At 64.5% G+C, this 23560-nt stretch carries 22 protein-coding genes; 18 read left to right on the forward strand and 4 right to left on the reverse strand.

All coding sequences use genetic code 11. The features are described from left to right. Positions 1 to 9: 9 nt before the first annotated feature. The 5 genes from OUY36_RS08990 to OUY36_RS09010 all read left to right on the forward strand — a co-directional run bounded on the left by OUY36_RS08990 (position 10) and on the right by OUY36_RS09010 (position 4695). Positions 10 to 747, forward strand: coding sequence for an S-methyl-5'-thioinosine phosphorylase (locus OUY36_RS08990; RefSeq protein WP_063543629.1), 738 nt, complete (start codon positions 10 to 12; stop codon positions 745 to 747). A gap of 147 nt (positions 748 to 894) precedes the next feature. Continuing rightward, positions 895 to 1392, forward strand: coding sequence for an LEA type 2 family protein (locus tag OUY36_RS08995; protein ID WP_063543627.1), 498 nt, complete (start codon positions 895 to 897; stop codon positions 1390 to 1392). Between the two features lie 7 nt (positions 1393 to 1399). Next, entirely contained in the window at positions 1400 to 1612 is a 213-nt protein-coding gene (locus OUY36_RS09000; RefSeq protein ID WP_267937670.1) for an SEC-C metal-binding domain-containing protein, read from the forward strand. Positions 1613 to 1619: 7 nt separating this feature from the next. Next, on the forward strand, positions 1620 to 2081 hold the full coding sequence (locus OUY36_RS09005; protein ID WP_063543623.1) for a DUF2489 domain-containing protein: 462 nt from the start codon (positions 1620 to 1622) through the stop codon (positions 2079 to 2081). A gap of 76 nt (positions 2082 to 2157) precedes the next feature. Next, entirely contained in the window at positions 2158 to 4695 is a 2538-nt protein-coding gene (locus OUY36_RS09010; protein ID WP_267937671.1) for a penicillin acylase family protein, read from the forward strand. A 19-nt stretch (positions 4696 to 4714) separates the two neighbouring features. Here OUY36_RS09010 and tsaA read toward each other — a convergent pair whose 3' ends face one another. Together tsaA and trpB are read right to left on the reverse strand one after the other, a co-directional pair. Further along, complete coding sequence (tsaA, locus tag OUY36_RS09015; protein ID WP_267937674.1) at positions 4715 to 5422, reverse strand: tRNA (N6-threonylcarbamoyladenosine(37)-N6)-methyltransferase TrmO; 708 nt, start codon at positions 5420 to 5422, stop codon at positions 4715 to 4717. Positions 5423 to 5531: 109 nt separating this feature from the next. Then, positions 5532 to 6740 carry a tryptophan synthase subunit beta gene (gene trpB / locus OUY36_RS09020; RefSeq protein WP_267937675.1) on the reverse strand — a complete coding sequence of 403 codons (1209 nt, stop codon included), beginning with the start codon at positions 6738 to 6740 and terminating at the stop codon, positions 5532 to 5534. Positions 6741 to 7173: 433 nt separating this feature from the next. Here trpB and OUY36_RS09025 point away from each other — a divergent pair, with 433 nt between their 5' ends. The 3 genes from OUY36_RS09025 (at position 7174) to betA (ending at position 12492) form a co-directional block, all read left to right on the forward strand. Further along, positions 7174 to 9240, forward strand: coding sequence for a choline transporter (locus OUY36_RS09025; protein ID WP_267937676.1), 2067 nt, complete (start codon positions 7174 to 7176; stop codon positions 9238 to 9240). 93 nt (positions 9241 to 9333) lie between these two features. Further along, entirely contained in the window at positions 9334 to 10806 is a 1473-nt protein-coding gene (betB, locus tag OUY36_RS09030) for a betaine-aldehyde dehydrogenase (protein ID WP_267937677.1), read from the forward strand. Positions 10807 to 10818: 12 nt separating this feature from the next. Then, on the forward strand, positions 10819 to 12492 hold the full coding sequence (gene betA, locus OUY36_RS09035; RefSeq protein ID WP_267937679.1) for a choline dehydrogenase: 1674 nt from the start codon (positions 10819 to 10821) through the stop codon (positions 12490 to 12492). A gap of 120 nt (positions 12493 to 12612) precedes the next feature. On the opposite strand, the gene rimO is transcribed toward betA, so the two are convergent. Together rimO and OUY36_RS09045 are read right to left on the reverse strand one after the other, a co-directional pair. After that, on the reverse strand, positions 12613 to 13935 hold the full coding sequence (gene rimO, locus OUY36_RS09040) for a 30S ribosomal protein S12 methylthiotransferase RimO (RefSeq protein WP_253749622.1): 1323 nt from the start codon (positions 13933 to 13935) through the stop codon (positions 12613 to 12615). A gap of 142 nt (positions 13936 to 14077) precedes the next feature. Then, on the reverse strand, positions 14078 to 14953 hold the full coding sequence (locus OUY36_RS09045; protein ID WP_267937680.1) for an AraC family transcriptional regulator: 876 nt from the start codon (positions 14951 to 14953) through the stop codon (positions 14078 to 14080). A 338-nt stretch (positions 14954 to 15291) separates the two neighbouring features. Between OUY36_RS09045 and OUY36_RS09050 the strand changes: the two genes are divergently transcribed. The 10 genes from OUY36_RS09050 to OUY36_RS09095 are packed head-to-tail and all read left to right on the forward strand — an operon-like array spanning position 15292 to position 23559. Further along, positions 15292 to 15486: a Flp family type IVb pilin gene (locus tag OUY36_RS09050; protein WP_110779002.1), complete on the forward strand. Its 195-nt coding sequence runs from the start codon at positions 15292 to 15294 to the stop codon at positions 15484 to 15486. Between the two features lie 13 nt (positions 15487 to 15499). Further along, entirely contained in the window at positions 15500 to 16015 is a 516-nt protein-coding gene (locus OUY36_RS09055) for an A24 family peptidase (protein WP_267937681.1), read from the forward strand. 14 nt (positions 16016 to 16029) lie between these two features. Beyond that, complete coding sequence (locus OUY36_RS09060) at positions 16030 to 17352, forward strand: hypothetical protein (protein ID WP_063543603.1); 1323 nt, start codon at positions 16030 to 16032, stop codon at positions 17350 to 17352. 12 nt (positions 17353 to 17364) lie between these two features. Next, complete coding sequence (cpaB, locus tag OUY36_RS09065) at positions 17365 to 18156, forward strand: Flp pilus assembly protein CpaB (protein WP_267937682.1); 792 nt, start codon at positions 17365 to 17367, stop codon at positions 18154 to 18156. Positions 18157 to 18212: 56 nt separating this feature from the next. Continuing rightward, on the forward strand, positions 18213 to 19715 hold the full coding sequence (locus tag OUY36_RS09070; protein ID WP_267937683.1) for a type II and III secretion system protein family protein: 1503 nt from the start codon (positions 18213 to 18215) through the stop codon (positions 19713 to 19715). Between the two features lie 14 nt (positions 19716 to 19729). Further along, entirely contained in the window at positions 19730 to 19999 is a 270-nt protein-coding gene (locus OUY36_RS09075) for a hypothetical protein (RefSeq protein WP_133456898.1), read from the forward strand. 10 nt (positions 20000 to 20009) lie between these two features. After that, entirely contained in the window at positions 20010 to 21338 is a 1329-nt protein-coding gene (locus tag OUY36_RS09080) for a TadE/TadG family type IV pilus assembly protein (protein ID WP_267937684.1), read from the forward strand. Positions 21339 to 21347: 9 nt separating this feature from the next. Further along, complete coding sequence (locus OUY36_RS09085) at positions 21348 to 21818, forward strand: TadE/TadG family type IV pilus assembly protein (RefSeq protein WP_267937686.1); 471 nt, start codon at positions 21348 to 21350, stop codon at positions 21816 to 21818. Then, positions 21818 to 22318 (forward strand): TadE/TadG family type IV pilus assembly protein, encoded by a 501-nt coding sequence (locus tag OUY36_RS09090; RefSeq protein WP_152481144.1) that lies wholly within the window; start codon positions 21818 to 21820, stop codon positions 22316 to 22318. Before OUY36_RS09085 ends, OUY36_RS09090 begins: the two co-directional genes overlap by 1 nt. Next, positions 22312 to 23559: an AAA family ATPase gene (locus OUY36_RS09095; RefSeq protein ID WP_267937687.1), complete on the forward strand. Its 1248-nt coding sequence runs from the start codon at positions 22312 to 22314 to the stop codon at positions 23557 to 23559. The genes OUY36_RS09090 and OUY36_RS09095 overlap by 7 nt, the downstream gene beginning before the upstream one ends. The last annotated feature ends 1 nt before the right edge of the window (position 23560 follow it).

The raw sequence follows: 23560 nt of genomic DNA on the forward strand, positions 1-23560 counted from the left end.
GGAATAGCCATGACTGTTCATGCCATCATCGGCGGTACCGGTCTGACCCAGTTGACCGGCTTCAAGCTGCATCGTGCGCAGCTGATCGATACGCCCTATGGGCGGCCCTCCGCCGAAGTCCTGCGGGGTGAGTATGGCGGTCGCGAGGTGCTGTTCCTGGCCCGGCACGGCCATCCGCATCGTGTTCCGCCGCACCAGGTGAACTATCGCGCCAATCTCTGGGCACTGAAGCAGGCCGGCGCCGAAGCGGTGGTCGCGGTCAACGCGGTGGGCGGCATTCACTCGGCGATGGGGGCCGGTCATTTCTGCGTACCGCATCAGATCATCGATTACACCTATGGCCGCGAACAGACGTTCTTCGAAGGCGAGATCGACCACGTGACCCACATCGATTTCAGCTACCCCTACGACGAAGCATTGCGCGAACGCCTGATCGGGGCGCTGGCCGCTGAGGGTTTCGCCTTCAGTGGTCATGGTGTGTACGGTTGCACTCAAGGGCCGCGTCTTGAAACGGCTGCGGAGATCGTCCGTATGGAGCGCGACGGTTGCGATATCGTCGGCATGACCGGCATGCCTGAGGCGGCCCTGGCCCGTGAGCTGGAACTGCCGTACGCCTGCCTCGCATTGGTGGTCAATCCAGCAGCTGGCAAGGCGGATGGGGTGATCACCATGGCGCAGATCGAGGCGGCGCTCGCCGCTGGTATCGGCAAGGCGCGACTGGTCCTGGCTCGCCTGCTGGCCGGTTGATCGTGCATTGGCCGGTGGCCTGAATGCCGCTGTGCATGCCTGCAACGACAGTGTCATATTGCGGCCTGAGACTGGTAATTTTGCGGCGCCACCCCATTGCGGTGAACATGCCGCTTGCTACACTTGGCCGTCCTTTGGAGTACCGGAATGTCTTGCCAGGCACACACAATAAGAATTCTAAGAACGGTCGTGTTGCTGACGCTGCTTGGCGGTATGGCCGGTTGTTCGACCTGGTTCTCGGGTAATTTCAAGGACCCGAAAGTCGAACTCACCAAGGTCGATATCATCAAGGCGCGGCTGCTGGAACAGCAGTTCATGCTGCGCTTCCGCATCGATAACCCCAACGATCACAGCCTGCCGGTGCGAGGCCTCATCTACACGGTCCATCTCAACGACGTGGAACTGGCCAGCGGCGAGTCCAGTGGCTGGCTGACCGTTCCTGCCAACAGCTTCGAGTACTACGAGGTGCCGGTGCACACCAATCTGTGGCGGCACATGAAGTACATCGTGCGGCTCTTGGAAAAACCGGATCACCCGATCAACTACCGACTGGCCGGCGAACTCAAGACCGGGCTGATGGCTGGGCGACGCGTGCACATTTCCAACAATGGCGAGATAATCCCGGGCAACTTTATTCCGGAGTAGTACCCAGATGAGTCACGAACCCCATGTGCATGGTCCCGACTGCAACCACGACCACGACCACGACCACGACCACGACCACGACCACGACCATCACCACGTCCACGGGCCGCACTGCAATCATGGACACGAGCCGGTGCGCAATCCGCTGAAGGATGTCGGTCGCAACGATCCGTGCCCCTGCGGTAGCCAGAAGAAATACAAGAAGTGCCACGGGGCCTGATGCTTCCATGAGTCTTTTCCTCGGTCTGCTCGTCATCGCCGTGCTGCTGGTTGCAGCGCTGGCCGGCTATGCGCTGTATTTGTGGCGTCGCGTATGGCGCAACGAGCGTTTGCAGGCCGAGGCACGCGCGCAACAGCAGACGGCGTTGGCCGAGGATCTGCGAATCCTCGCCAGCTGTCTGTTGGACGAGCAGCTGCCGCTGATCGAGGGCGCCATCCGTATTAAGGTGCTGCTCGACAACTACGACGTCACCCTCGGGCAGCATCCCCGTTGCCAAGTGTTCCAGCAGCTGTTCGACGCCACAGAGCAGGTGCCGACCCATGCAGCCTGGAAGGCGCTGGACAAGAGCGAACGTCGGCGCCACGAGGCGCAGTTCAGCGCGCTGGAGCTGCAACACAAGGCCGAAGCGCGCCGTTCGGCCCGTTGGCTGCTCGACGAAGCTCTGCCAAAATCCCGCGACGCGGCCTGATCGACCGATCTTCTTCGCCGTACGCCCTCTAATCTGTTAGCACCCATCCCTCGCCAAGCCTGCACAGGAGTCTTCGATGTCTCTGCGTCTGCCGTTCGCCCTGGTTCGTCTGACGTTGGGGGCCGCGCTCGGCCTGGCCGGCCTCGGCGGTTGTCAGGCCTATCTCGATAACCGCTACAGTGCCAGTCTGCCGCCAGCGCAGGGCATCCAGCCGCTAACCGGCCTGGCAGGCAGTGCGAGCATCCGGCGCAATTCGCTGGGCATGCCGCTGATCGAGACCTCGTCGTTTCACGATGCGCTGTTCGCCATGGGTTACGTGCACGCCACCGACCGGCTGAGCCAGATGGTCAGCCTGCGGCTGATGGCCCAGGGGCGCTTGGCTGAGATGGTCGGCCCCGGGGTGCTGGAGACCGACCGCTTCATGCGTGCGGTGAATCTGCGCCAGAGCGCCGAGCTGCTCTATCGCGAATCCTCGCCGAGGATGAAAAAGTTCTTCGAGGTCTACGCCCGTGGCGTGAACGCCTACCTGTATCGTCATCGCGACAAACTGCCGATGGACCTTGCCGAGTCCGGCTACAAGCCTGAGTACTGGAAGCCGGAGGACTCGGTACTGGTGTTCTGCCTGCTCAATTTCGGCCTGTCGCAGAACCTGCAGGAAGAGGTCGCCGCGTTGCTGATGGCGCAGAAGGTGGGTAGCGACAAGCTGGCCTGGCTATTGCCCATCTATCCGGACGAGGCCTTGCCGTTCGATGAGGCGGACAAGCTCAAGGGGCTAAAGCTGGGTGGCAGCGTGCCCGGGCTGGCTGCCATCGAGCAGGCCGTTCAGCACTTGGCAGCGTTGACCCCGACCGGCATGGCAGCGTCGAACAACTGGGCCATCGCCGGCAGCAATACGCGTAGCGGAAAGCCGATCCTGGCCAACGACACTCACCTGCCGCTGTCGATGCCTTCGTACTGGAATTTCATGCAGGTTCGCGCACCGAAGTTCCAGGCGGCGGGCGTCACCATCGCCGGGGTGCCCGCAGTGGTGGCGGGTTTCAACGGCAAGCTCGGCTGGGGCATGACCATGGTCATGGGCGACAATCAGGACCTCTATCTCGAGCAGCTGCGCCGCGAAGGTTCGCGGCTGATGTACCTGGCTGATGGCAAGTGGCTGCCGGCGCGCGAGCGGCACGAGACCTACTTCGTCAAGGGCGAGCGGCCGATTCGCGAAACCATTTACGAGACCCGCAACGGCCCGCTGCTGAACACGGCGCTGGGCGAGCGCAAGCACCCCTTGCAGCCGCTGCAGCTCGCCAGCGGCTACGGTCTGGCACTGAAGACCACGCAACTGGAGGCCGATCGCACGCTGGACGCTTTCTTCGACCTGTCCCGCGCGCAGTCGGTGGATCAGGCCTTCGAGGCGACCCGCGAAATTCGTGCAACCGCCCTGAATCTGGTCTTTGCCGACCAGCAGGGCATCGGCTGGCAGGTCACCGGACGTTTTCCCAACCGTCGCGAGGGGCTGGGGCTGGTGCCGTCGCCGGGCTGGGACGGTCGCTACGACTGGGATGGCTTCGCCGATCCGATGCTGCATCCCTACGATCAGGATCCGATCCAGGGCTGGCTCGGCACCGCCAATCATCGCAGCGTGCCGCGCGGTTACGGAATGCAGCTTTCCAGCTCCTGGTACGGCCCGGAGCGTTACGAGCGCCTGGCGGAACTGGCCGGCCGTGGCAAGCATGACACTCGCAGCACCATCGCCATGCAGTACGACCAGGTGACGCCTTTCGCCGCCAAACTCAGGATGATGTTCGAGGCGCCGGGCATGGCCGAGCCGTTGCGCCAGGCAATCGATGCACTGCCGGCCACCGAACGCAACAAGGCGCGAGAAGCGCTGGATCGGCTGATGGCGTTCGACGGCAAGCTCACTGCGGATTCGGCGGATGCTGCACTGTATGGCGCTTTCCTGCACGAAAGCGCGCGGCACATCTTCCTCGACGAACTGGGGCCTGAGGACTCGCCGGCCTGGCGTGCGCTGGTACAGACGGCCAACACCTCCTATTCGGCCCAGGCCGACCATCTGCTCGGCCGCGAAGACAGCCCGTTCTGGAACGACCAGCGCACCGCGCAAAGCGAAGACAAACCGGCGATCCTCGCGCGCAGTTTGGCTGCAGCGGTGACCTTGCTCGAAAGCCGCCTGGGCAACGAGCGCAGCGCCTGGCAGTGGGGCAAGCTGCATACGGCTCGCTGGACCTCCGGCGCGACGCAGCTGGCGCCGCATATGCCGGCGGGCCAGCGGAGCAAGATCAACGCCATCGGCGACTACCTGGACCGCGGTCCCTATGCCATGGGCGGCGACCACAGCACGCTGAACGCCTCGGCCTATCACCTGGGTTCGGATTTCGATACCTGGCTGATTCCGGCGATGCGCATCATCGTCGACTTTGGCCGTGACGAGCCGATGATCGGCCTCAACAGTTCAGGCCAGTCGGGCAATCCGGCCAGCCCGCATTACGCCGATGGCATCGACGCATGGATGAAGGCGAACTACATGAGTTTCCCGTTCAAGGCGGAGAATCTCGACAAGGTGTATGGCAGCCAGCGGCTGTTGCTGACGCGAGCCGGCAAGTGAGGAGAGCGCCGCGCCGGCATCAGGCCGGTTGCGGCGCTGCTGGCGCGACTTCCAGAACGCGGATCACGCCTGGCGTCGGGTAATGCCAGCGCACGTCCACATCCCAGAGCTGCGCGCCGTAGCGCCGTTCCGGTTCGGGTTTCTGATAGGCCGGGCGCGGGTCCTGCGCCAGGCACTGCTCGATGAGTTCCACCAGCGGCTCGCCGAGGCGTAATGCTTCGCAGCGGGCCTGCGATAGTCCAGTTTCCGACCACTGCACCTCGATCAACTCTGGCGCGTCGGCGGCCATGTCATTGCGCGCGTCCGGCAGCGCATCGGCGTAGGGCACGTAGGGTTTGATGTCCAGCACCGGGGTGCCGTCCAGCAGATCGATGCCGGAGATGAACAGCCGATCCGCTTCGACCCGATCCAGTCTGACCACCGATTGACCGATACCGTTGGGCCTGTGGGTCGCGCGGGTGGCGAACACACCGACCATGCGATTGCCGCCCAGACGTGGCGGGCGGACCTTGAGGCGGGGTTTGTTTTCCAGGGCCTGGTGGAACAGAAACAACAGCCATACGTGGCTGACCTGCTCGAGTCCGGCCACTGCATCAGCACTGTCGAACGGCGGCAGCAGTTCCACCACGCCGCGTGCGGCTGGCGCCAGGCTGGGCTGGCGGGGGATGGCGAACTTCTCCTTGAAACAGGAGCGGACGTAGCCGATAGGCGAGACGCTGTGTTGCATGGGGCAGGCCTGGATACGGGCGGGCGGCTGCGCATCTTACCCGCTATGGCGCCGCGTTGCGCGACGTCGGGCCGCGCGCTCGTTGAAGCGGCGGCCCGATGCCAAGATCTTACAGACCGAGCAGATTGGCGACGTAGTCGGCATCCTTGTCGCCGCGGCCGGAAAGGTTGACGAGGATGTGGCTGTCCTTGCCCAGCGTCGGCGCGGTGCGAATCGCCCAGGCCACGGCGTGAGCGCTTTCCAGCGCGGGGATGATGCCTTCGACACGCGACAGGGTCATAAAGGCGTCCAGGCATTCCTGGTCGGTCGCGGTCTGGTAGTTCACCCGGCCGATGTCCTTGAGATAACTGTGCTGCGGACCGACACCGGGGTAATCCAGGCCGGAGGCGATGGAGTGCACCGCGGACGGATTGCCCTCGGCATCTTCCAGCACATAGCAGGCCATGCCATGCAGTTCGCCGGGCTTGCCCTTGGACAGCGTGGCCGAATGGCGGCCGGGCTTGTCCAGGCTTTCGCCCGCCGGCTCGATACCGACCAGCTCGACCGCGGCATCCTCCAGAAAGGCGGTGAACATGCCCATGGCATTGGAGCCGCCGCCGACGCAGGCGACCACATGATCCGGCAGACGACCGTGTCTGGAGAGAAACTGCTCGCGGGCCTCGTTACCGATGATCGACTGGAAATCGCGGACCATCTTCGGAAACGGGTGCGGGCCGACCACCGATCCGATGGCGTAGATGTAGTTGTGCGGGTCCTTCAGGTATTCCTCGAAGGCGCTGTCCACCGCTTCCTTGAGCGTCGCCGCGCCTCGGGTGACGGCCACCAGCTTGCAGCCGAGGATCTTCATCTTGGTGACGTTGGGGTGCTCCTTCTCGATATCCACCTGGCCCATGTGAATCTCGCAGGGAATGCCTACCAGTGCGCAGGCGGTGGCCAGCGCGACCCCATGCTGGCCGGCACCGGTTTCCGCGATCACCTTGGTCTTGCCCATGAACTTGGCCAGCAGCGCCTCGCCCAGGCAGTGGTTGATCTTGTGCGCGCCGGTGTGGTTCAGGTCTTCGCGCTTCAGGTGAATCTGCGCACCACCGAGCTGCTCGGACAGCCGCCGCGCATGGAAGATCGGGCTTGGCCGGCCCACGTAGTCGGCGAACAGTGCGGCCAGTTCCTGCTGGAAATCATCGCGCTGGCGGATTTCCTCGTAGGCCAGGTTGATGTCGTCCATGGCCTGCTTGAGGTGCGGCGGGACCAACTGGCCGCCGTAGGGGCCGAAGTATCCGTTGGCGTCGGGCATGGCAGTGAAACGAGGATCGGACGACATGGGTTCATCTCTGCTGGTGAAAAGGGGGCGCCTGTTTACGCGGGGGCGATCATAAGCCAGCGCCTGGGCCGCTGAAAACGTAGCGGCAACCGCACAGTGATTCCTCGTTTCTTCCTGGCGTTGCGGCGCTCCGAATCGGCTCGGCGAAGGGCTGGTGGTGGCCAGTCATGCCGAAGGGTGCCAGTCTCGGTTCGCAGGATTTTGATTTATCGTGTAGGATGAGCCGCTTATTTCATCTTATCGGAGCAAATCACCGCTTTTGTTTGGTCGGCATGTCCGCGTGCCGATGGGTATGGCTGTCATCAGCACAGCACGTCTTGCATACCCGCCCCGCCATCAGGCCGCGTAACCCTTGGCAAATTTGCACGCCGCCTGCCGCAATACGTCGCACTGCGATGTCGTAAAGCCAGAACAAGTTCAGGAGATCGAACTGATGAACGAGGCTGAGCTCTCGCCCAATGATTCCGAAGCGCCGGCTGACCGGATCAATCCCGTAGTGTTCTACGGTTCCGCAATCGCCATCGTGGCGTTTGCCATATGGACGATGTTCTTCACTGATCGCTCCCAAGCGGTCATCAATACGGTGCTTGGCTGGATATCCGACAGCTTCGGCTGGTTCTACTTTCTCGCCGTGCTGGTGTACCTGCTCTTCGTGGTGATCGTCGCCACCAGCCGCTACGGCAAGATCCGCCTCGGGCCGGATCATTCCAAGCCTGAATTCAATGTGGTCACCTGGGCGGCAATGCTGTTTTCCGCCGGGATCGGCATCGACCTGCTGTTCTTCTGTATCGCCGAACCCATCACCCAGTTCCTCGAGCCGCCGGTAGGCGAGGGCGGCACCACCCAGGCCGCACGCCACGCCATGGAGCTGACCTTTCTGCACTGGGGCCTTTCGGGCTGGGGTGTCTATACCCTGGTCGGCATGTCGCTGGCGTATTTCAGCTTCCGCCAGGGCCTGCCGCTGTCGATCCGCTCGGCGCTGTATCCGATCTTCGGCAAGCGCATCTACGGCCCCATCGGGCATACCGTCGATACCGCCGCGGTGCTCGGCACGGTGTTCGGCATAGCCACCAGCCTCGGCATCGGCATCATCCAGCTGAACTTCGGCCTCAACTACATCTTCGGCGTACCGGAAGGCACCTTCACCCAGGCCGTGCTGGTGGTGCTGATCGTGGTGTTCTCGGCGATCTCGGCGGCGACCGGGGTCGAGCGCGGGATTCGCCGGCTTTCCGAATTCAACATGCTGCTGGCGGTATTGCTGCTGGTGTTCGTGCTGGTGGTCGGCGATACGGTGTTCCTGCTCAACGCGCTGGTGATGAACGTCGGCGACTACTTCTCCAACTTCATCAGCCTGTCGCTGGACACCTACGCCTACCGCCGGCCGACCGACTGGCTGAATGCCTGGACGGTGTTCTTCTGGGCCTGGTGGATTGCCTGGGGGCCGTTCGTGGGTCTGTTCCTGGCACGCATTTCCCGTGGTCGCACCATCCGCGAGTTCGTCATCGGCACGCTGCTGTTGCCGCTGGCCTTCATGATGGCCTGGATGTCGATCATGGGTAACAGCGCCATCGAGATGGTCATGGGCGGTGCCCTCGAATTCGGCCAGCAGGCGGTGAGCAACCCAGGCTCGTCGATCTATCTGTTCCTGCAGAGCCTGCCCTGGGCCGGCCTCACGACTATCGTGGTGACCATCCTCGCCATCGTGTTCTTCGTCACCTCCGGCGACTCCGGCTCGCTGGTGCTGTCGAACTTCACGTCCATTCTCAAGGATGTGAACAGCGATGCTCCGGTGTGGATGCGCATCCTCTGGGCCGCCATCATCGGCATTCTCACCCTGGCTTTGCTGATCGCCGGTGGCCTGACCGCGCTGCAGGGCACCGTGGTGATCATGGGGCTACCGTTCTCCATCGTCCTGCTGTTCATGATGTACGGGCTGTTCAAGGCACTGCACGTCGAAGGCGTCATGGCCGACAGCTACCAGAAGAGCCTGTCCGGCTACCTGTCCGGGCGCGCCACGCTGGAACACACGCAGATGAACTGGAGTCAGCGCCTGTCGCGGGCGATGAGTTTCCCCAGCCGTTCGCAGATCCGTCGCTACCTGAAGGAAGTCTGCAAACCGGCGATGGAGGAGATCCAGAAGGCGCTGGGCGAGAAAGGCGTGCCGGTGGATATCGTCGAAGGCGAACCGGGCAACGAGCACTTGGCGTTGCACGTCAATCTGGGCAGCGAGCAGGACTTCACCTATCAGATCTGGCCGGTGCGCGGCACCATGCCGTCCTTCGCCCTGCGCACCCAGAGCAGCAAGGCCGATTACTACCGGCTCGAGGTGCATCTGCGCCAGGGCAGCCTGGGTTACGACCTGATGGGCTATTCCCGGCGCCAGCTGATCGAGGACATCCTCGACCACTACGAGCACCACATGCACTTCCTGCATCTGCAGCGCGAAAACGGCGGTGGTGAAAGCGGCATGCCCAATCCGGGCGCGGCGCCGACACCCTGACCCTGCACGCCTCGGGCGATCCCCGAGGCGTTCCATCCATGTCGCGGCAGCGTCGATCCGCTGCCGCCACAGACAGTACGAACGAGGTAGAACATGGCCCGTTTCCCACGGCAGCAACTCTATATCCATGGCGGTTATGTCGACGCCAGCAGCAACCAGACCTTCGAGAGCATCAACCCGGCCAACGGCGAAGTCCTGGCCGAAGTGCCCGAGGCCGGCGCGGCCGATCTGGAACGTGCGGTTGAAAGCGCCGAGCGGGGCCAGCGCGTCTGGGCGGCACTGACCGGCATCGAGCGGGCGCGCATCATGCGGCGCGCGGTCGATCTCTTGCGCGAGCGCAACGACGAGCTGGCGCTGCTGGAAACGCTGGACACCGGCAAGCCGCTGAGCGAAACCCGCAGCGTCGACATCGTCACCGGCGCCGACGTGCTGGAGTACTACGCGGGCCTGGCTCCGGCCATCGAGGGCGAGCAGATTCCGCTGCGTGACAGCAGCTTCGTCTATACCCGGCGCGAACCGCTGGGCGTGGTGGCCGGCATCGGTGCCTGGAACTATCCGATCCAGATCGCCCTGTGGAAGGCCGCTCCGGCACTGGCTGCGGGCAACGCGATGATCTTCAAGCCCAGTGAGGTCACGCCCCTGAGCGCGCTCAAGCTGGCAGAAATCTTCAGCGAGGCCGGGCTGCCCGATGGCGTGTTCAACGTGCTGACCGGCAGTGGCGCCGGCGTCGGCGCGCTGATCACCGAGCACCCGCGCATCGCCAAGGTGTCCTTCACCGGCGGTGTGGCCACCGGCAAGAAGGTCATGGCCAGCGCGGCAGGCTCTTCGCTGAAGGACGTGACCATGGAACTGGGCGGCAAGTCGCCGCTGATCGTCTGCGAGGACGCCGATCTGGATCGCGCGGCCGATATCGCGGTCATGGCCAACTTCTTCAGCTCCGGCCAGGTGTGCACCAACGGCACCCGGGTGTTCATCCCCGCGGGCCTGAAAGCGGCCTTCGAGGCCAAGCTGCTGGAGCGCGTGCAGCGCATTCGCCTGGGTGATCCGCAGCAGGATGAGACCAACTTCGGTCCGCTGGTCAGCTTCGCGCACATGAACAAGGTGCTCGACTACATCACCCAGGGCAAGGCCGCTGGCGCGCGGCTGCTCTGTGGCGGTGAGCGGGTGACCGAGGGCGAGTGCGCCAGGGGCGCCTTCGTCGCACCGACCGTCTTCAGCGACTGCAGCGACGACATGAGCATCGTGCGCGAAGAGATCTTTGGCCCGGTGCTGAGCCTGCTCGAGTATCAGGATGAGGACGAAGTCATCCGCCGCGCCAACGACACCGAATATGGCCTCGCCGCCGGCGTGGTCACCACCGATCTGGCGCGGGCGCACCGCATCATCCATCGACTCGAGGCCGGCATTTGCTGGATCAATACCTGGGGCGAATCGCCGGCGCAGATGCCGGTCGGTGGCTACAAGCAGTCCGGTATCGGTCGCGAAAATGGCATCGCCTCGCTGGCGCACTACACGCGGGTCAAATCGGTACAGGTAGAGCTGGGCGAGTTCGCCTCGGTGTTCTGAGGGAGGTAGATCATGGAATACGACTACATCATCATCGGCGCCGGCTCGGCCGGTAACGTGCTCGCCGCACGCCTGACCGAGGACACCGACGTCAGCGTGCTGCTGCTGGAAGCCGGCGGCCCGGACTACCGGCTGGACTTCCGCACCCAGATGCCCGCTGCGCTGGCCTATCCGCTGCAGGGCACGCGCTACAACTGGGCCTACAAGACCGATCCCGAGCCGCACATGAACAACCGTCGCATGGACTGCGGTCGTGGCAAGGGCCTGGGCGGCTCGTCGCTGATCAACGGCATGTGCTACATCCGCGGCAACGCCCTGGACTACGACAACTGGGCCAAGGCACCCGGCCTGGAAGAGTGGACCTACCTCGACTGCCTGCCGTACTTCCGCAAGGCCGAATCGCGCGACATCGGCCCCAACGACTACCACGGCGCTGTCGGCCCGGTCAGCGTGACCACGCCGAAGGCCGACAACAACGAGCTGTTCCACGCCATGGTCGAAGCCGGTGTGCAGGCCGGCTATCCGCGTACCGACGACCTCAACGGCTATCAGCAGGAAGGCTTCGGCCCGATGGACCGTACCGTGACGCCCCAGGGCCGGCGCGCCAGCACAGCGCGCGGCTATCTGGATCAGGCCAGGGAGCGGCCGAACCTGACCATCGAAACGCATGCGGTGACCGATCGGGTTTTGTTTGAAGGCAAGCGCGCAGTGGGTGTGCGCTACCTGCGCAATCGCAAGGACCCGTACATCGTGCGTGCGCGTCGCGAGGTGCTGCTGTGCGGCGGGGCGATCGCCTCGCCGCAGATCCTGCAGCGCTCGGGCGTCGGGCCGGGCGAGCTGCTGCGCCGGGTCGGCGTGAAACTTGTCCACGAGCTGCCCGGCGTTGGCCAGAACCTGCAGGACCATCTGGAGATGTACCTGCAGTTCGAGTGCCTGAAGCCGGTTTCGCTGTATCCGGCGCTGAAGTGGTGGAACCAGCCGGCCATCGGCGCCGAATGGCTGTTCCTCGGCAGCGGCATCGGCGCCAGCAACCAGTTCGAGGCCGGCGGCTTCATCCGCAGCAGCGACGAGTTCGAATGGCCGAACATCCAGTTCCACTTCCTGCCGGTGGCAGTCAGTTATAACGGCAGCAACGCCCATGACGGTCACAGTTTCCAGGCCCATGTCGGTTCGATGCGCTCGCCCAGCCGCGGGCGTATCGAGATCCGCTCGGCCGACCCGGCCGAGGACCCGAGCATCCTGTTCAACTACATGGCCCACGAGCAGGACTGGCGCGAGTTCCGCGATGCCATCCGCATCACCCGCGAGATCATCGCCCAGCCGGCGCTCGACCCTTACCGCGGTCGCGAGCTGAGCCCGGGTATCGATGCGCAGAGCGATGCCCAGCTGGACGCCTTCGTCCGCGAGCACGCCGAGACGGCCTATCACCCGTCCTGCTCCTGCAAGATGGGCAGCGACGACATGGCCGTGGTCGACGGCCAGGGCCGGGTGCATGGGCTGGAAGGGTTGCGCGTGGTGGATGCCTCGATCATGCCGCAGATCATCACCGGCAACCTCAACGCGACCACCATCATGATCGCCGAGAAGATCGCCGACCGGATTCGTGGTCATGAGCCGCTGCCGCGCAGCACGGCGAAGTACTACGTGGCCGGCGATACGCCGGTGCGTCAACCACCGCGGCGTTGATGAGCCCGCAGCCCGGCGGTGGAAAAGGCTGCGCCGTTTTCCACCCTACGCGGCCCAGGGCTCGTGGCGCAGAAATGAAAACGCCCCGCAGATGCGGGGCGTTTTGTTTAACCGATCAGCTCAGATCACTTCGGCCCAGAGGTCGTACTCGTCGGCGTTGGTGACACGCACACGGACCTTGTCGCCCGGCTGCAGCGGCTGTTCGCTGTCGACGTAGACCATGCCGTCGATCTCCGGAGCGTCGGCCCAGGAGCGGCCGATCGCACCGTCCTCGTCCACTTCATCGATCAGCACATCCAGTTCCTTGCCGACCTTCAGCTGCAGGCGCGCGGCGCTGATGGCCTGCTGGTGCGCCATGAAGCGGTCCCAGCGATCCTGCTTGATCTCATCCGGTACCGGTTCCAGGCCCATGGTCTCGGCCGGTGCGCCTTCGACCGGCGAATACTGGAAGCAGCCGACGCGGTCGAGCTGGGCTTCGGTGAGCCAGTCGAGCAGGTACTGGAAGTCTTCCTCGGTCTCGCCGGGGAAGCCGACAATAAAGGTCGAGCGGATGGTCAGCTCGGGGCAGATCTCGCGCCACTGCTTGATGCGCGCCAGGGTCTTGTCCTCGAAGGCCGGACGCTTCATGGCCTTGAGTACCTTCGGGCTGGCGTGCTGGAAGGGGATGTCCAGGTACGGCAGGATCTTGCCGGCGGCCATCAGCGGGATCACGTCGTCGACGTTGGGGTAGGGGTAGACGTAGTGTAGGCGCACCCAGACGCCCATCCTGCCCAGCTCCTCGCACAGCTCGAGCATGCGCGTCTTGACCGGCTGGCCGTTCCAGAAGTCGAGCTTGTACTTGAGGTCCACGCCATAGGCGCTGGTGTCCTGGCTGATCACCAGGACTTCCTTCACGCCGGCCTTGACCAGGCGCTCGGCCTCGCTGAGCACATCGCCCACCGGGCGGCTGACCAGCTTGCCGCGCATGGACGGGATGATGCAGAAGCTGCAGGTATGGTTGCAGCCTTCGGAAATCTTCAGATAGGCATAGTGGCGCGGGGTGAGCTTGATGCCCTGCGGCGGCACCAGATCGACGAAAGGATCGTGCTCGATGCTCGGCGGCACCACTTCGTGCACCGCATTGACCACCTGCTCGTACTGCTGCGGGCCGGTAACCGCCAGCACGCTGGGGTGCACGCCACGGATGTTGTTCTCGTCCACGCCCATGCAGCCGGTGACGATCACCTTGCCGTTCTCGGCGATCGCCTCGCCAATGGCATCCAGCGATTCGGCCTTGGCGCTGTCGATGAAGCCGCAGGTGTTGACCACCACCACATCGGCATCCTCGTAGGACGGCACGATCTGGTAACCCTCCATGCGCAGCTGGGTGAGGATGCGTTCAGAGTCGACCGTGGCCTTGGGGCAACCCAGGCTGACGAACCCGACTGTTGGCGTTTTGCTCATCGACTTTGAACCTCGAAAACCGCGCATTAAAAAGGCGCGCGAGTATACCGATGTGGATATTTTTTAGCCAGATTGCGGCAGCGGCCGTATGTCTGTCGGCTGACGAACATCGTCGTGGCGGGGACGCGGCGCCCAGCGATCGTCAGGCGCCGATGTCCAGGCCCAGCAAGTCGCTACTGGGCCGAGTCGCATCCTGCAGGTTCTGCTCGGCCAGCATCGTTGCGGAGGAAGGGGCGCCGTTACGGTACTCGCTCGGCGTACAGCCAACGAACTGCTTGAACGCGCGCGCGAAATAGGACGGATCGCGAAAGCCGGCTTCATAGCCGATGGTAGTGATCGGCATCTGCGTGTTGCCCAGTCGGTCCTTGGCGAACTCCAGACGCTTGCCCAGCGTGTACTCCAGATAGCAGACGCCATGCAGTTCCTTGAACAGGCGGCTGAAGCGCGAGGGCGTCAGGCCGCACAGCCGCGCCAGTTCCTTCTGGTCGAGGTTCTCGCGAAAGTGCAGGTCGATGTAATGAAGCGCGGGCGCCAGCAGCTGGTGTCTCTGATGATCGGCCGTGAGGCGGATGCTCGGCGGCAGGTCCGGATAATGCTCGCCGAGCACGCGCTGCCGTGTGGCATGGGCGTTCTGGCGCAGCTTCAGCAGTTGATCCAGGGCCAGACGGTAGCGGCGTAGTTCGGCTGCGGTCAGCGGCAGCGTGACGTATTCCCATACCCCGGAGCGCATCGCCCATATCGCCAGATCTTCGCAATGCTGGACGGTGAACATGGTGATGGGAACGGACGGCGCGGCACGTTTGACCTGATGCAGCTGGTTCAGGCCCAGGGCATCGGGGCGGTCGTAGTGCATGCAGATCATGTCGACCCGCCGGCTCTGGCCGCTGTCCGCCAGGCTGTGCGCCTGTACCAGACGGCATTCGCTGAAGGCCGTGAACTGGCGCATCAACGCTTCTGTGCTGCGGTCGTGGGTCAGGTCCACCCAGAGGAGTAATGGTCCCTGCGGAGAGTTAGACATCTTTACTAGCTCTGCCCTTTTACTTTCCCTTACAAACAGTATTGGCAAACGGCCATTATGGATAAGAACAGTTTCTGCTAAGGCGCACCTCTGATAGCAAATTGCCGTTATTAGGATTAATACCCAGCTGATGCGGTGAGGTTTGTTGCCAATGCGAGGAGCCTCAATTCGTTGTAACCGCGTATTGCAGAGCTTTGCTGACCCAGGAAATTGAGTGCTAGCAACGCGCAAAAGAGTCCTAACGCCCACTGCGTTTGCCTGACTAGTGTTCACCTCAGCAGCGGTGCATGGAGCGCTGCCAACCGATGGATGAACCACTCCTCAGTGAGGTGAGCGAAATGACCATTCAAACGATCAAGACCGCGGTGCTGAAGTTCGCGAAGGACGAAGACGGGCTGACCATCGTCGAGTATGCGGTGGCGGGTGGGCTGATTACCGCAGCCGTCGCGCTGGCCTTCACCAATCTGGGCGCGGCAGTTCTCGCCAAGATCAACCAGATCATCACAGCGCTCGGCGGGACGCCCGCAGCCTAAGCGCCGAGCTTCTATGGACATTCAAGGCTGGGCCAGCGGGCTTTTGCTGCTCTCGCTGCTGGGATACGCGGTGGTCAGCGATGTACGCCACCACCGCATCCCCAACCTCCTGGTCCTGACCGGGCTGGCACTGGGATTGGCCGGGCAGGCCTTCGCAGGCGGTCTGGGCGGGCTGGGGCAGGGGATGCTGGGGGCGCTGATCGGCTTTGGCCTGTTCCTGATGCTGTATGTGACAGGCGGTATGGCGGCCGGTGACGTGAAGTTGATGGCCATGGTTGGCGCCTTTCTCACACCGCAGCAGGCGCTGGCTGCCGCGGCGGCCAGCCTGATGGTCGGCGGTCTCTGCGGGCTGGCCTTGATGATCTGGCACGGCCAGCTGCGGCAGACGCTCGGACGCTATGCGCTGATGCTGCGCAGCCAGAGCTACCTCGCACCGGCAGCCGGGGAGGTCGCCGGCAGGCCGTTCCCCTACGCCATCGCGATCCTGCTGGGCACGTTCGCCAGCAGCTTGTGGTTTCACTTCGACTAGCGCGGGAGGCCGCCATGTACGCAGTCAGCGATAGCGATGGCTACCCGAGCGAGCGCGAAGCGGTGCAGCGCCTGGCGCCGCAGCCGCGCACCATCGCCGAGACCGGGCTGAGCGATCAGCTGCTCGCCGATCTGCTGTGCAAGCATCTGCACGAAGGCGGTGCGCTGGACATGGCGCGTCTGGTCGAGCGGTTGGCATTGCCCGGCGCCGTGCTGGAAGAAGTACTCGCCCTGCTGCGCAAGGATGGCCGCATCGAGGTGCTCGGCCAGCACAACGGCCAGGCCCTGCGCTATGGGCTGACCGAGCGGGGGCGCAACGCCGCGCGCGACGCGCTGGAGCGCAGCGGCTATATCGGTGCGGCGCCGTTTCCGGTGAGCACCTACCGTTCACTGGTCAAGGTACAGACGATCCACCATGCACGGGTGAATGCCGAGAAGATGCGTGCGGTATTCAGCGGTGTGGTGCTCGCCGATGATCTGCTCGATCAGCTTGGCGTGGCGATGAACTCCGGCCGCGCCATCATGATCTACGGGCCGGCCGGCACCGGTAAGACCTACATCAGTGGACGTCTGATCCGCCTGTTCGGCGAAGCGATCTGGGTGCCTTACGCCATCGCCATCAACGATGCGGTGGTGGAGGTCTACGATCCGCAGATCCATCAGCGCCTGGACGATCGCGACCAGTACAACAGCCTGCTGCTGAGCGAAGGCATCGACCGTCGCCTGCTGTGCTGCATGCGCCCGCTGGTGGTGTCGGGCGGCGAGCTGAGCATGGAACAGCTCGACGTCCGCTACGACCCGTTCAACCGCCGTTACCTGGCGCCGTTGCAGCTCAAGGCCAGCAACGGCCTGTACATCATCGACGATCTCGGTCGGCAGCGCATGCCGCCGGCCGAGCTGTTCAACCGCTGGATCGTGCCGATGGAGGAAAAGCGCGACTTCCTCAATCTCGGCGGCGGGCAGCAGTGCGTGCTGCCGTTCGACATGGTCCTGGTCTTCGCCACCAACCTGAATCCGCTGGAGTTGGCCGACGAAGCCTTCCTCCGTCGGATTGGCTACAAGCTGCGCTTCAACTACCTCAAACCGCAGGAATACGAACGCATCTGGCGACAGGAAGGCGAGCGCCTGGGCATCGCCTTCGATCCGCAATTGCTGCGCTATGTGCTGCGCGAACTCTACGAAGCGGAAGGCATGCCGCTGGTGCCGTGCCATCCGCGAGATCTGCTGGGCATGGCGCTGGACCGCCAGCGCTACACCGAACGCAGCGGCCCGTTGACGCCCGATGACCTGCAATGGGCCTGGCGCAATTACTTCGTCCAGCTCGAGTTCCTTGGATAAGGAGATACCGACATGAGCTCACGTACCTTCACGTTGATCGCGCTGTCCCTGCTGCTGGGGCTGGGAGCGGCCTGGATGGCCAACAGCTGGCTGAGCGCGCGGCTCGATGCCGGGCCGGACAACAAGTCGCAGAACGTGGTGGTCGCCACCACGGAGATCCCCTTCGGGCAGATGGTCGAGGCGCAGCATGTGACCCTGGTGCGCATGCCCAAGGGCACGGTGCCGGACGATTCGTTCGCCAGCACCGAAGAGGTGATCGGCAAGATCGCCACCTTCGGCATGCTGCGTGGCGACGTGCTGCGCGGCGCGCGACTGGCCGAGCACCTGGGTGGCAGCACGCTGGCGTCGCTGATCGCCACCGACAAGCGCGCGGTGTCGGTGCGGGTCGACGATGTGGTGGGCGTGGGCGGCTTCCTGCTGCCGGGCAACCGGGTCGACGTACTGGCCACCCGGCGCAAGGGCAATGGTGAGGAAGCCGAGGCCAAGACCATTCTCGAAGACCTGCGCGTGCTGGCCGTCGACCAGACCGCCAGTACCGACAAGACCCAGCCGGTAGTGGTGCGCGCCGTGACCCTGGAAATGAGTTCCGAGGAAGCCGAGGAGCTGGTCAAGGCCATGACCGAAGGGCGTCTGCAACTGGCGCTGCGTAATCCCCTGGATAACCAGAAGAAGCCCGTGGCAGCGCCGCCGCCGGTGGCTCCGGTAGTCGCTGCGCCGAAGCCGGTGGTGCGCCGCGCACCGGCCAATCCCGGGGTGACGATCATTCGCGGCACCCAGGTGAATGTGACCAATGTCGGCCTGTAAGGCGATGACCAGCTGACGGCGCGTGGCCACGACGGCTGACACGCAAGGAGATCGATATGAACAACATGCGCAGAGTGGTGGCCCTGGTGCTGGCGCTGGGCACGATGCTGTCCGGGCTGGTGGTGGCAGCCGAGACGAAACCTGTGGTCCTTGCCACCCCGGCGGCGAACGTCAGTGACGTCCAGGTACCGATCTACAAGTCGCGCGTGCTCACCACGCGAACCGCGGTCAAACGCATCTCGGTGGGCAATCCCGAGATTGCCGACATCCTGATCACCAGCCCGACCCAGCTCTACCTGCTCGGCCGTTCGCTGGGCAGCACCAACGTGCTGCTCTGGGATGGCAGCAATCGCCTGATCGACAGCCTCGATCTGGAAGTGGTGCACGATCTCAGCGGCCTCAAGAGCAAGCTGCACCAGGTCATGCCCAATGAACCGATCGAGGTCTTCAGCGCCCAGGGCGCCCTGGTGCTGCGTGGGCAGGTCAGTAGCGCCGCGGCGATGGACAACGCCGTCAAGCTGGCGCGCAGTTACGCCGAGCAGGCCGCCGGCGATGCCAAGCGCCAGGGTGCCGGTGCCGCTGCACAGCCGCAGGAGCCATTGCAGCTGATCAACCTGCTCAGCGTCGGTGGCAGCCAGCAGGTGATGCTCGAGGTGAAGGTCGCCGAGATGCAGCGCAACCTGTTCAAGAACCTCAACGTGCGCTTCAACGCGCTGGACTTCGGTTCGTCCGGACGCTGGTCGGGTGGCGGGTTCAACAATGGCCAGGGGCTAGGCTTCGACGAGGACGGTTTCGTTAACCCGACCACGCTGTTCGGCGATGGCAAAGGCATCTTCGGCCAGTTCCTCTCCGACAACTTCCTCTTCAACGTGGTGCTGGAAGCGGCGAAGGACAATGGCTCGGCAAAGGTGCTCGCCGAGCCGACGCTGACCACCCTGACCGGGCAGCAGGCGGAGTTCATTTCCGGTGGCGAGTTTCCGGTGCCGATCACCGAGGACGACGGCATCACGATCGAATTCAAGGAATTCGGCGTCGGGGTCAAGTTCCTGCCGGTGGTGCTCGATTCCGGCCGCATCAACCTGAACCTCAATGTCTCGGTCAGCGAGCTCTCCAATGCCAACTCGCTGGTGTTGGACACCGGCCTGGAAAGCATCCTCGGCAACGGCGTCAACCAGGTCATCCCGTCGCTGACCAAGCGCAGCGCGCAGTCCACCGTCGAGCTCGGCAACGGCCAGACGATCGCCATCGCCGGCCTGATCAGCGAGAACACCCGCGACTTCGTCAGCCGCTTCCCCGGTCTGGGTGACGTGCCGGTGCTGGGCCAGCTGTTCCGTAGCCAGCAGTTCATCCACGGCGAGACCGAACTGGTGATCCTGGTGACGCCTTACCTGGCGCAGCCGGTGGACGCCAGGACGGTGCGCCTGCCGACCGAGAATTTCGTCGAGCCCAGCGACGCGGAGTTCTACCTGCTGGGCAAGACCAAGGGCAGCGCGCCCGGCCGGGCAGTGCCGGCCAGCCTCGGCATCAGCGAAGGCCGCTTCGGCCACGACCTCAAGTAAGCGGAGTCGCCATCATGAAAATTCTGCCCTACGCCTGCCTGTTCACCCTGCTGGCCGGCTGCGTTCCCTACCAGGAAGGTCGTGTCGGCTCGCTGGGCAGCACGGTCAACGCGACCCTGTACCAGCAGATCGCCGACAAGAACGTCGCCGCCAACCCGGGCACGGCGCTTTCGCCGGTCGGCACCGATGGTCCGCTGACCGAGCAGGTCATGGAGAGCTACCGGGGCGCCACCGGCGATGCCCAGCAGGTCGCGCAGCCGATCCAGATCAATGTGGGCAACTGAGGTTAGCGTCATGAACGCCTCCTGCATGGTTCGTCCTTTCCCGCAACGTCAGCGTGGCTCGGCCATGGTGCTGGTCGTGGTGGCGCTGGCGGCGATGATGCTCATGGCTACCCTTGCGCTGGACGGCAGCCACATGCTGCTCAACAAGACACGCCTGCAGAACGCCGTGGATGCCGCGGCGCTCAGCGGTGCCAAGACCCTGCAACAGGTGCGGGGTTCGGGCAACGCCGGCAGCCTGACGCAGGACGCTGCGCGCGCGACGTTCCAGCTCAACGCCCAGGCGGCCGGCAACGACGAGCTGGCCGCTGCCCTGGGCGACAACCCGGGCGCCATCGTGCAGGTCGATCTGGCGGCCAGTGTCTACGGACCGTTCTCCTTTCCGGGGCCGATGGATGCCCGATACGTGCGCGTGACCGTTGCCGAGCTGCCGTTGCAGGGTTTCTTCTGGGGCATGCTGCAGGCCCTGGGCAACGGCGCGGAGAAGGAAATCGCGGCAATCGCCACGGCTGGTCCGAGCCCAACCAGCCCGTGCGACATCGCCCCGCTGATGGTCTGCGGCGATCCCAACCAGCATGATCCAGCCAACGGGCTGGTCTGGGGTTATCGCTTCGGCGATCTGGAAGTGCTCAAGGGCGCAGCCGGAAACGACCCGGTCATCGGCCCTGGCAACTTCCAGCTGATTCGCCTCGGCGACAGCAGTGGCGCCGCGGATGTACGTCAGGCGCTGGCCGGCGGCACCGAGCAATGCAACAGCGTTGGCGAGTCGGTGGAGACCGAGCCGGGCAACACCATCGGCCCGGTGTCGCAAGGCTTCAATACCCGCTTCGGCCAGTACAGCGGTGCGCTGTCCGGCAGCGCGGACCAGTATCCGCCGGATCTTGTTACCGACTACAGCTCGCCGCGCATGAGCTACAACGACAGCACCGGTCAGGCCGAATATCAGGGCGAGGTGGTCAGCGCCAGTGGCGGCGATCTCTCGACTGCCAGCACCGCGCTGCTCGACTACAACGACTGGCGCCAGCGCGTGGCCAACTGCCCCAACGGCTGCCGCGCTGACGGCGTCTCCGAGCGACGCATCCTGCGCATCGTGCTGGGCAACTGCACCGGCAGTTCCGGCGGCCAGACCTCGGTACCGGTGCTGGGCTTCGGCTGCTTCTTTCTGGTCCAGCCACTGCCGACCGGCTCGGGCAACAAGGCGCAGGTCTTCGGCCAGTTCGTCAGCGAATGCGAGGGCGACAACGTGCCCGACAGCAACCCGGTGAATGACAGCGGCCCGCAGATCATCCAGCTCTACAAGACCTACATCGACAACAACCGCACGCCGAGCAACGACTCGTAGGAGGCGGCCATGAGCAGCCAGGCAATATCAGCAAGGGCAAGACAGCGCGGGCTCGCGATGGTGGAACTGGCCATCGCCTTGCCGCTGCTGCTGTTGCTGCTGCTGGCGCTGGGCGAGATCGGCCGGATGCTGTTTCAGTACAACAGCCTGCTGCAGGCCAGTCGCGACGCCAGCCGCTTCGTCGCCGGGCAGGCATGGAATCGCACCCTCGGTCAGATCGAGCTGAGCGCCGAAATGATCGATCAGGCGCGCACCCTGGCGGTGTACGGCGCCCCGGTCCTGCAGGCGGGCAGCGAGCCGCTGGTCAGCGGGCTGAGCACGTCTCAGGTAAGCGTCAGCGCCTTGGGCAGCAACCATGTGCAGGTCAGCATCAGCTATACGTTTCAGCCACTGATCGGCAGCGGTTTGCCGAACCTCGGTTCGGGCGGGGCCACGCTCGGGTTTCCGCTGGTCGCCACCACCGTGATGAGGGCGCTGTGATGAACGCCAGACGCATGCGCGGCGTGTACGTGGTGGAGTTCGCCATCGTCGGGTTGCTGCTGTTCATCGTGCTGTTCGGTGTGCTGGAGATGGGGCGGCTGTTCTTCACCGTCAACGCGCTTAACGAAACGGTGCGTCGGGGCGCGCGCCTGGCCGCGGTATGCGAGATCCACGAGCCGCGCATCCTGCGCCGGGCGATCTTCAACGCCGCCGAGGACAGCGGTGCCAGCAGTCTGATCGCCAACCTCGAGACCGCAGACCTGACCCTGGTTTACCTGGACGAGAGCGGTGCGGCGATCGCCAACCCGGCGCAAGCCAGCGCCACCGGCTTCAATGCGATCCGCTACGTCCAGCTGCGCGTGGAGAACTTCACCTTCGACCTGCTGATTCCCGGGCTGAGCGGTGTGATCACCCTGCCGCCGTTTTCCTCGACCTTGCCGCGCGAAAGCCTTGGGCGTCATGCCGAGCCCGATGCCGTTCCGGAGATCACCCCATGCTGAATACCCTTGAAAAACCCAGTAGCGTCACGGTGGGAGGCCCGGGCCTGCGGTTGCTCGTCAGCAGCCGCGATGCAGGTGCCCTGACCCGGCTGAAGACGCTGGCGCAGCAACTGCCCGGCCTGCAGGTCAGCACCCGGCTGGTGAGCAATGGACACACCGACCCGCTGTACGGGCTGGAGCAGATGCCCAATCTGCTCCTGCTACACGTCAGCCACCTGTGGCGCGAGGAACTCGCTGCGCTGCAGCAGCACCCGCTCCAGCAGCGGCCGCCGCTGCTGGTCTGCGGCCCTCAGGACGACCGCGACTGCATGCGTATGGCGATGCAGGCCGGTGCCCGCGACTTCCTGCCGGAGCCGCTGGTGGAGCAGGAGCTGTTGGCCGCCATCAGCCGGATCGCGCTGGAAACTCGTGACGGTCAAGGGAGCGGTGGCAAGGTCATCGCGATCATGAATGCCAAGGGCGGTTCGGGTGCAACCATGCTGGCCTGCAACCTCGCCCACAGCCTCAGCGCCTATGGTCGCCGCACCCTGCTGCTTGACCTCGATCTGCAGTTCGGCACCGTCGCCCATTGCCTGGACGTGCGTCCGAGCCACAGCCACATGGAAGTGCTGCAGCGGATCGATGAGCTGGACAGCGTTGCGCTGCACGGCTTCTGCAGTCATTTCAGCCCGACGCTCGATGTGCTCGGCGGCCGCGCCAGCGAACTGTGCCTGACCCAGGACATCCAGCTGGAACAGGTCGAGGCGCTGCTGCGGCTGGCGCGCTCGGGGGGGGGGGGGGGGGGGGGGCGGGGGGGGGGGGGGGGGGGGGGGGGGGGCCCCCCCCCCCCCCCCCCCCCCCACCTCACCGGCATCACGCTGGAGCAGGCCGATCAGGTCTACGTGGTGCTGCAACAGTCGCTCAGTCACCTCAAGGATGCCGTTCGCCTGGTACGCATCATGCGCGAGGACCTCGGCATTCGCGGCGACCGCCTGCAGCTGGTGGTCAACCGCTACGACAAGACCGCGCCGGTCAGCCTCAAGGACATCGCCGAAGCGCTGCATTGCGGCGTGCCGCAGCGGCTGCCGAACGACTACGCGGTGATCAACGAAAGTCAGAACACCGGCGTACCGCTGGGCCTGCACGCGCCGCGGGCGCCGCTGACCCAGGGCATCCGGCAGATGGCGCAGGAACTGCTCGGTAACGACACCGCCGAGCAGGGCCTGCTCAAGCGCACCTTTGGCCGCCTATTCGGGGGATGAC

The organism is Stutzerimonas sp. R40042 (genome assembly GCF_026642215.1).
GTDB classification, from domain to species: Bacteria; Pseudomonadota; Gammaproteobacteria; order Pseudomonadales; family Pseudomonadaceae; genus Stutzerimonas; species Stutzerimonas frequens.

What these genes read in the sequence shown, in the direction of transcription:
- OUY36_RS08990 (WP_063543629.1), top strand. Translation starts at nt 10, where the DNA reads ATGACTGTTCATGCCATCATCGGCGGTACCGGTCTGACCCAGTTGACC.
- OUY36_RS08995 (WP_063543627.1), top strand. Translation starts at nt 895, where the DNA reads ATGTCTTGCCAGGCACACACAATAAGAATTCTAAGAACGGTCGTGTTG.
- OUY36_RS09000 (WP_267937670.1), top strand. Translation starts at nt 1,400, where the DNA reads ATGAGTCACGAACCCCATGTGCATGGTCCCGACTGCAACCACGACCAC.
- OUY36_RS09005 (WP_063543623.1), top strand. Translation starts at nt 1,620, where the DNA reads ATGAGTCTTTTCCTCGGTCTGCTCGTCATCGCCGTGCTGCTGGTTGCA.
- OUY36_RS09010 (WP_267937671.1), top strand. Translation starts at nt 2,158, where the DNA reads ATGTCTCTGCGTCTGCCGTTCGCCCTGGTTCGTCTGACGTTGGGGGCC.
- tsaA (WP_267937674.1), bottom strand. Translation starts at nt 5,422, where the DNA reads ATGCAACACAGCGTCTCGCCTATCGGCTACGTCCGCTCCTGTTTCAAG.
- trpB (WP_267937675.1), bottom strand. Translation starts at nt 6,740, where the DNA reads ATGTCGTCCGATCCTCGTTTCACTGCCATGCCCGACGCCAACGGATAC.
- OUY36_RS09025 (WP_267937676.1), top strand. Translation starts at nt 7,174, where the DNA reads ATGAACGAGGCTGAGCTCTCGCCCAATGATTCCGAAGCGCCGGCTGAC.
- betB (WP_267937677.1), top strand. Translation starts at nt 9,334, where the DNA reads ATGGCCCGTTTCCCACGGCAGCAACTCTATATCCATGGCGGTTATGTC.
- betA (WP_267937679.1), top strand. Translation starts at nt 10,819, where the DNA reads ATGGAATACGACTACATCATCATCGGCGCCGGCTCGGCCGGTAACGTG.
- rimO (WP_253749622.1), bottom strand. Translation starts at nt 13,935, where the DNA reads ATGAGCAAAACGCCAACAGTCGGGTTCGTCAGCCTGGGTTGCCCCAAG.
- OUY36_RS09045 (WP_267937680.1), bottom strand. Translation starts at nt 14,953, where the DNA reads ATGTCTAACTCTCCGCAGGGACCATTACTCCTCTGGGTGGACCTGACC.
- OUY36_RS09050 (WP_110779002.1), top strand. Translation starts at nt 15,292, where the DNA reads ATGACCATTCAAACGATCAAGACCGCGGTGCTGAAGTTCGCGAAGGAC.
- OUY36_RS09055 (WP_267937681.1), top strand. Translation starts at nt 15,500, where the DNA reads ATGGACATTCAAGGCTGGGCCAGCGGGCTTTTGCTGCTCTCGCTGCTG.
- OUY36_RS09060 (WP_063543603.1), top strand. Translation starts at nt 16,030, where the DNA reads ATGTACGCAGTCAGCGATAGCGATGGCTACCCGAGCGAGCGCGAAGCG.
- cpaB (WP_267937682.1), top strand. Translation starts at nt 17,365, where the DNA reads ATGAGCTCACGTACCTTCACGTTGATCGCGCTGTCCCTGCTGCTGGGG.
- OUY36_RS09070 (WP_267937683.1), top strand. Translation starts at nt 18,213, where the DNA reads ATGAACAACATGCGCAGAGTGGTGGCCCTGGTGCTGGCGCTGGGCACG.
- OUY36_RS09075 (WP_133456898.1), top strand. Translation starts at nt 19,730, where the DNA reads ATGAAAATTCTGCCCTACGCCTGCCTGTTCACCCTGCTGGCCGGCTGC.
- OUY36_RS09080 (WP_267937684.1), top strand. Translation starts at nt 20,010, where the DNA reads ATGAACGCCTCCTGCATGGTTCGTCCTTTCCCGCAACGTCAGCGTGGC.
- OUY36_RS09085 (WP_267937686.1), top strand. Translation starts at nt 21,348, where the DNA reads ATGAGCAGCCAGGCAATATCAGCAAGGGCAAGACAGCGCGGGCTCGCG.
- OUY36_RS09090 (WP_152481144.1), top strand. Translation starts at nt 21,818, where the DNA reads ATGAACGCCAGACGCATGCGCGGCGTGTACGTGGTGGAGTTCGCCATC.
- OUY36_RS09095 (WP_267937687.1), top strand. Translation starts at nt 22,312, where the DNA reads ATGCTGAATACCCTTGAAAAACCCAGTAGCGTCACGGTGGGAGGCCCG.